Origin of the sequence: Sphingopyxis sp. (genome assembly GCF_034380315.1) — a bacterium.
Taxonomy (GTDB): Bacteria; Pseudomonadota; Alphaproteobacteria; order Sphingomonadales; family Sphingomonadaceae; genus Sphingopyxis.
In genome coordinates this window covers 605,801-612,896 of the sequence record NZ_JAXMPB010000001.1, presented here as the reverse complement: position 1 = coordinate 612,896, position 7,096 = coordinate 605,801, and the positions used below count along the sequence as shown (strand labels likewise).

The following is a 7,096-nucleotide window of genomic DNA, read 5'->3' as shown; positions in this document are numbered from 1 at the left end:
CCCCCGCCGAGATCGCCGGCCAATGGTCCTGGGGGCATGCCCCCAGGACCATTGCCATCCCATCAATCAACCATCATGAAGGAGCCGGACTCTACCTCTGACTGGTAACAATCAGGGGAGCACGTCAAGGGGAGCACGTCAGTTCTTGACGATGGCTTTCGCTTGCCCTGCATCGCGCGGTGCGGCGCAGGGCGCCCGCCAGAAATGAAGCTGCGCGATGATGACTGTCGCCCGCTCGTCGTCGCAATCTGTGTTCGTCAGTGAATGAGAGTACCACCCAGAAGCATCCTGGAACGTGCTCGGGCGAGCGTGCGCTTTCACCAAATCATGATGAAAGCGCGTGCATCAAAGGATGGCAGAGGGTTTAGTTTCCGGGGCGGTGGCGCTTGTTCAAGTCACCCATCATCTCACGGGTTGCCTCGGTGCGGGCGCGTCGCTGTTCAGGGGTCAGGCACACCTTCTTGCGTACGATGCGGCTCGACAAATCTTTCTCATAGCGGCAGATAAGTTTCGGCTTTTCGCCTTCGTTCTGCTCCGTTCCGGTAGCGCTGGAAGCCGCCAATATGAGGGCAAGGGACGTTATCATATTCAAGACACCTACATGAATTCAAATTATAAAATTACAAAGCCGCCGCGATGTCAAGCGAGCATTGGACGACGGTGGCGGCCTGTCTGTGATAGGCGCTTGCTATTCGGTTTGTAGCGGAACCGCGCGTCAGTTTCTTCCCAATGTGGGGTGATAAATGCTGCTGATCTGCATGCGAATTTCAGCGGCCCGAAACCGATCTTCCTCAGTTGCTGCGCATACCCGTTTCGAGATTCTCGATCCCCGGGTCCATTGCCACTTGCAATGAACATCTTCGTTATTCTGCGTTGTAACCGAATTGTTCGTATCGGACGGAGGAGGCGTCATGACCAGGAACGCAGATAGCAAGATGCTCATTAGATATCTCCTGAGTGTAATATTCTTTCCAATGCCCTTGTATGTTATAATTCCTAAATATAGTGATTCTCTGCCCTTGGCAAGTTTGCGAATGTGGAAGTCAATTATGTATAGCTTCTCAAGATTTGCTTCCAATTCTCTCCCATGATGCGATCAATATGACGCCCGGGAAAACCGGCGCGTTCCAGCGTCTGTTCAATGGTCGCCATGCGGTTGATCTGGTTGAAGGCCGGTATCACCACATGCTCCGGATCCTTTGCAAAGCCGGGCAGGCCGAGCCTGCGCATCGCGCGCCACCATTCGAGATATTCTTCGACGCCGCGGCGATTGTCGTTGCCGAGCCGGACGAGATTGGCTTGGCCAGCCATCGGAAAATCATTGGCGATGCCGACCGCTTCCAACCCGCCCTTGTTGATCACATGGCGGACATGCGCCACCCAATGGTCGGGGTGCGGGGTCGGATCGGTCGTCAGCCAGAAGCTCATCATGAAGATGCCGACGAGACCGCCGCGGTCGGCGATCGCTCGGATCGCTCGGTCGGTGATGCAACGCGGATGATCGACCAGTGCACGGCAGGCGCCGTGCGACATGACAATCGGCGAGGTGCTGGCCTGAGCGGCGTCAAGCATCGTCCGTTCCGACCCATGGGCGACGTCGGGCAAGATATGGAGCCGGTTGAGCTCGGCGAGCCCCTCATAGCCCAGCGCGGTCAACCCGCTTGGCGCCAGTTCAAGGCAGCCACCGGCCCATAGCGTGTTGTTATGATGGGTGAATTGCAGGACGCGCAGGCCCTTGCGATGAAAATACTCGACCCGTCCCAGATCGGTGCCCATGGGTTCCGCCGACTGGAACTGCAGGAACATTGCGCAGCCGCGGGATGGGTCGATGTCCGCACCGCGATTGGCGACGAAGGCGCTGGGGGTGGCCGCAATCCGCGCCGCGGCTTCGTCGATCGCCTTGTCGTTCGCGGCGAAGGTCCGGCGATAGCGCGGCGTTCCGTCAGGATCGCGCACCTCTTCGACGGTCGATACGTCGCAGATCATCGCCTTTAGCCCCGAGGCGGTAATTTCCTCCATATCGTCGGGCAGGAAGCTGAGGCCATCGGCATAGAAGCGTGGGCCGTTGCCTCCGCCCGAAGATATGCTGGCGCAGCCCGAAACGGCCAGCGCTGGTATCGCCGCCAGCAAGGCGCGACGGGAAAGCAATAGGTCCATCAAACACCTACCCCTGTCAACTAGGGCTGAGATGCAGCCCCCCATCGCCTTCGTCAACTTTGACCGTTGATCCGTCCTTGACCTCGCCTTTCAGGATCAGGTCGGCGAGCGGGTCTTGCAGATATTTCTGTACCGCGCGCTTCAGCGGCCTTGCACCATAGACGGGGTCGTAGCCGACGCGTCCCAGCCAGGCGCGTGCGGCGTCAGTCAGGTCGAGCGTCACCTTGCGGTCGTCGAGCAGTTTCTGCACCCGCGCGACCTGGATATCGACGATGCCGCCCATATGCTGTTGCCCCAGGCGGTGGAACAGCACGATCTCGTCGAGTCGGTTCAGAAACTCCGGCCGGAAATGCGCCCGGACGACGTCCATCACCGCCGGTTCGGCCTGTTCGACCGGCGCGTCGTCGGGAAGCGCCGCGATCGCCTGGCTGCCGAGGTTCGAGGTCAGGATGATCAGCGTGTTGGTGAAATCGACCGTGCGTCCCTGTCCGTCGGTGAGGCGCCCGTCGTCGAGCACCTGCAACAGGATGTTGAACACGTCGCCGTGCGCCTTTTCAACCTCGTCGAACAGCACGACCTGATAGGGGCGGCGGCGCACCGCTTCGGTGAGCACGCCGCCTTCCTCATAACCGACATAGCCCGGCGGGGCGCCGATCAGCCGCGAGACGCTGTGCTTTTCCATGAATTCGGACATGTCGATGCGGACCATCGCATTGTCGTCGTCGAACAGGAAACGCGCCAACGCCTTGGTCAGCTCGGTCTTGCCGACCCCCGTGGGGCCAAGGAAGAGGAAGGAGCCGAGAGGACGATTGGGATCCTGCAGCCCGGCGCGCGCGCGGCGCACCGCGGTCGAGACGGCGCGCACCGCCTCGTCCTGGCCGATCACGCGCTGGCCGAGCGTTGCTTCCATGCCGAGCAGCTTCTCGCGCTCGCCTTCCATCATCCGGTCGACCGGGATGCCGGTCCAGCGGCTGACCACCGCGGCGATGTCGTCGGCGGTGACTTCCTCGCGCAGCATCGCATTGCCCGCCGCGGCCTGCGCCGCCTCGAGCTGTTTTTCAAGGCCGGGGATGGTGCCGTAGCTGAGCTCGCCGGCGAGTCCGAGGTCGCCCGCGCGCTGCGCCTGTTCGAGCGCGCTGCGCGCCGCGTCGAGCTGTTCCTTGATCTTCGCCTCGGCGTGGATCTTGTCCTTTTCGGCCTGCCATTTCTGGGTGAGCTCGGCCGACTGCTGTTCAAGGTTCGCAAGTTCGGCCTGGAGATGCGCGAGCCGGTCCTTCGATGCCGCGTCGCTTTCCTTGCCGAGCGCCGCTTCCTCGATCTTCATCTGGATGATGCGGCGATCGAGATTTTCAATCTCCTCAGGCTTGGATTCGACCTCCATACGGATGCGGCTCGCCGCCTCGTCCATCAGGTCGATCGCCTTGTCGGGGAGGAAGCGGTCGGAGATATAGCGGTTCGACAGCGTCGCGGCGGCGACGATCGCGCCGTCGGTGATCCGCACGCCGTGGTGCAGCTCATATTTTTCCTTCAGCCCGCGCAGGATCGAGATCGAATCCTCGACCGTCGGTTCGCCGACGAAGACGGGCTGGAAGCGCCGCTGGAGCGCGGGATCCTTTTCGACATATTTGCGATATTCGTCGAGCGTCGTCGCGCCGATGCAATGGAGTTCGCCGCGCGCGAGTGCGGGTTTCAAAAGGTTCGACGCATCCATCGCGCCGTCGGACTTGCCCGCGCCGACCAGCGTGTGCATCTCGTCGATGAACAGGATGATCTCGCCCTCGGCGCCCTTGACCTCGTCGAGCACACCTTTGAGACGCTCTTCGAATTCGCCGCGATATTTCGCGCCCGCGATCAGCGCGCCCATGTCGAGCGCGAGCAGGCGGCGGTCCTTCAGGCTGTCGGGGACGTCGCCATTGGCGATGCGCAGCGCCAGCCCTTCGGCGATCGCGGTCTTGCCGACCCCGGGTTCGCCGATCAGCACCGGGTTGTTCTTGGTCCGGCGCGCGAGAATCTGGACGGTGCGGCGGATTTCCTCGTCGCGGCCGATGACCGGGTCGAGCTTGCCCTCGCGCGCGACTTCGGTGAGGTCGCGGGCGTATTTCTTGAGCGCTTCGAAACTGTCCTCGGCGCCCGCCGTATCGGCGGTACGGCCGCGGCGCAGTTCGTTGATGACGGCGTTCAGCGCATCGGCCTTGACGCCGGCGTCGGCAAAAGCCTTGCCGACCGGGGTGTTGGCGGCAAGCACCATCGCGAGCAGCAGGCGCTCGACGGTGACATAGCCGTCGCCTGCCTTGGTCGCGATCTGTTCGGCCTGGTCGAGCAGGCGCACCGCATCATTGTCGAGCCCCGGCGTCGCCTGGGCGCCCGACCCCGATACGGCGGGCAGTTTGGCGAGCAGGGCATCGATGCCGGCGGCTGCGCGCGCGGCATCGCCGCCGCTCTTCGCAATCAGGCCGGAGGCCATGCCTTCCTTGTCCTCGAGCAACGCCTTGGCGACATGCTCGGGGGCGATCCGCTGATGGTTCATGCGGATCGCGATGGTTTGCGCGGCCTGCAAGAAGCCCTTGGCGCGGTCGGTAAATTTTTCGAGGTTCATAGATTGGCCCCTTTCTCGTCATCAGAGATAGTGTGGCTTTTGAGCAACACAAGAGGCGTTGCCCATCGCATCGGTCATCCGGCGCATCAGCCCGGCGTCCCGAGGATATCGGCGACGTGCAGGCGCAGTTTCGGAAGGCGTTCGGCCTCGAACCAGGGATTGCGGACAAGCCAGCGATTGTTGCGCGGACTGGGGTGGGGAAGGAGGACATGCCGGCTTCCGTGCGCCGCATCGTCGCGAATGCGAGCGGTCAGCGATCCGCGTCCAGGGAGGTGCCAGTCGGCGGCGTGGCGGCCGATGACAATGATCAGCCGCAGCGTCGACAGCGGCGCGAGCAAGGCATCGCGCCACAGCGCCGCGCAGATCGGCGGGGGCGGTGCATCGCCCCCCTTTCCCGAGCCGGGGAAGCAAAAGGCCATCGGCACGATCGCGACGCGCCGGTCGTCATAGAAGCGGTCGGGGGACAGCCCCAGCCAGCCGCGCAGCCGTTCGCCCGATGCGTCGTCAAAGGGGCGGCCGCGTTCGTGGGTGATCCGTCCCGGCGCTTGCCCGGCGATCAGAATGCGTGCGTGCGGCGACCATTGCAGGATCGGGCGCGGGCCGAGTGGCAGATCGGTGCAGGCGCGGCACGCCTGAACCCGGACCAGCAGGTCGGGTTCGGGGAGCGTGCCGGTCATCCCGCAATTCCGGCGCGCGGATCAGGAACCGCTGCGTGCGAGCTGGTCGAGCAGGCGTACGCCGAAGCCCGTCATCCCCTTGGGGGCCAGCGGCGAATTTTTCTCGCTGCGGTTCATTCCGGCGATGTCGAGATGGGCCCAGGGCATCGCGTCATCGACGAAGAAGCCGATGAAGTGCGCGCCGAGGCTGGCACCCGGGCCATCGCCGCCGCTGTTGCGGATATCCGCGATGTCGGATTTCACCCGCTCGGCATAATTTTTGTGGAGCGGCATGCGCCACAATTCCTCGCCGCTTTGCGTCCCGGCGGCGAGCAGCCGCGATGCCAGGGCTTCGTCACGCGCGAATAGTCCGGCATATTGATCGGACAATGCGCCGACGATCGAGCCGGTCAGCGTCGCAATGTTGACGATGGCGCCCGGCGCATAGGCCTTTGCGACATATTCATTGGCGTCGGCGAGGACGAGGCGTCCCTCGGCGTCGCTGTTGACCATTTCGATCGTCTTGCCCGACATCGTCCGGACGATGTCGCCGGGGCGCTGCGCGTTCCCGTCGGGCATATTTTCCGCGAGGGCGGCGACCGCAACGACATGGACCGGCGCGCGCGACTTGGCGAGCGACAAGGCGGCACCCATGACGGTTGCCGCGCCCGACATGTCGCCCTTCATATTCCCCATGCCTGAGCTGGGCTTGATCGACAGGCCGCCCGAATCGAAGGTGATGCCCTTGCCCACCAGCGCGAGCGGCTGGGCGGGCGCGCCGGCGGCGCGATAGCGAACCAGCATCATGCGCGATCCGCGCGGGCTGCCCTGGCCGACGCCGACGATGCTGCCCATGCCGAGTTTGCGCATCGCGGCTTCGTCCAGCACCTCGATGCTGACGCCGGGGGTGTTGCCGAATGCCTCGCGCACGCGGGCGACAAAGCTTTCCGGATAAATGACGCTGGCCGGTTCGTTGGCGAGGTCGCGCGACAGGCGTACGCCGTCGGCCAGGGGTTTCCAGCGGCCGGTAAAGGCCGCCGATGCGGCGTCAGGATTGGCCCCCACCAGCGTGACGGCCCCGGTTGCCGGCGCCTTGTGGTCGACGGTCTTGTAACGGTCGAAACGATATTGGCCGAGGGCGAAGCCAAAGGCGACGTCGGCGGCGCTGCGATCACCAAAAGCACCCGCGATCGACACCGGATGGGCGTCCGTCCGAAGTTCCTGTGCCGCCTTGCCGCCCGCCTCGGCCAGGGCGAGCGAGGTCGGCGTGGCGCCGGTTCCGACCAGCAGGATGCGCGAACGGTCGCCGATCCCGCGCAGCGACAGCGTCGAGCCGGCCTTCCCCTCGAACCCCGCAGAAGCGATGGCGGCGGCGATTGCCTGCCGTTCGGCGCCGCCGAGGGCGATGCCGTCGAGCGGCGGCAGCGTCGCGTCGGTCATCAGGATGGCGAGGACGCCGCCCGCCGGAGCGGTGTCGGCGAAACCGATCGCGCGCTCCGCGCTGTTCGACACCGTCGCCGGTGCGATGCCCGACCCGACGACACCCTGCGCCATTGCGGTGGGAGCAAGGCCGATCGACAGGCAGGCGGCAAGGAGCAGGCTTTTGGTGCGCATAGAGATTGTCCCCGGATCAGAAATGGTTCGGGACTGCATAGCGGGCCAGCCGCCAGGCGCAAACGGGCATCGA

The 7,096-nt window shown here is 64.2% G+C and carries 5 protein-coding genes; all 5 read right to left on the bottom strand.

What is annotated here, in order from left to right:
- Nucleotides 1-364 precede the first annotated feature (364 nt).
- Nucleotides 365-586 (bottom strand): hypothetical protein, encoded by a 222-nt coding sequence (locus tag U0S50_RS03055; RefSeq protein ID WP_322307260.1) that lies wholly within the window; start codon nucleotides 584-586, stop codon nucleotides 365-367.
- Between the two features lie 461 nt (nucleotides 587-1,047).
- Nucleotides 1,048-2,157 carry a membrane dipeptidase gene (locus U0S50_RS03050; RefSeq protein WP_322307259.1) on the bottom strand — a complete coding sequence of 370 codons (1,110 nt, stop codon included), beginning with the start codon at nucleotides 2,155-2,157 and terminating at the stop codon, nucleotides 1,048-1,050.
- A gap of 16 nt (nucleotides 2,158-2,173) precedes the next feature.
- Nucleotides 2,174-4,753: an ATP-dependent chaperone ClpB gene (gene clpB / locus U0S50_RS03045; RefSeq protein ID WP_322307258.1), complete on the bottom strand. Its 2,580-nt coding sequence runs from the start codon at nucleotides 4,751-4,753 to the stop codon at nucleotides 2,174-2,176.
- Nucleotides 4,754-4,839: 86 nt separating this feature from the next.
- Nucleotides 4,840-5,430: a uracil-DNA glycosylase family protein gene (locus U0S50_RS03040; protein WP_322307257.1), complete on the bottom strand. Its 591-nt coding sequence runs from the start codon at nucleotides 5,428-5,430 to the stop codon at nucleotides 4,840-4,842.
- Between the two features lie 21 nt (nucleotides 5,431-5,451).
- Nucleotides 5,452-7,023, bottom strand: a complete 1,572-nt coding sequence (locus U0S50_RS03035; RefSeq protein ID WP_322307256.1) for a leucyl aminopeptidase — start codon at nucleotides 7,021-7,023, stop codon at nucleotides 5,452-5,454.
- Nucleotides 7,024-7,096 lie beyond the last annotated feature (73 nt).

Excerpts from the sequence above, each read along its gene's own strand:
- U0S50_RS03055 (WP_322307260.1), bottom strand. The coding sequence starts at position 586 with ATGATAACGTCCCTTGCCCTCATATTGGCGGCTTCCAGCGCTACCGGA.
- U0S50_RS03050 (WP_322307259.1), bottom strand. The coding sequence starts at position 2,157 with ATGGACCTATTGCTTTCCCGTCGCGCCTTGCTGGCGGCGATACCAGCG.
- clpB (WP_322307258.1), bottom strand. The coding sequence starts at position 4,753 with ATGAACCTCGAAAAATTTACCGACCGCGCCAAGGGCTTCTTGCAGGCC.
- U0S50_RS03040 (WP_322307257.1), bottom strand. The coding sequence starts at position 5,430 with ATGACCGGCACGCTCCCCGAACCCGACCTGCTGGTCCGGGTTCAGGCG.
- U0S50_RS03035 (WP_322307256.1), bottom strand. The coding sequence starts at position 7,023 with ATGCGCACCAAAAGCCTGCTCCTTGCCGCCTGCCTGTCGATCGGCCTT.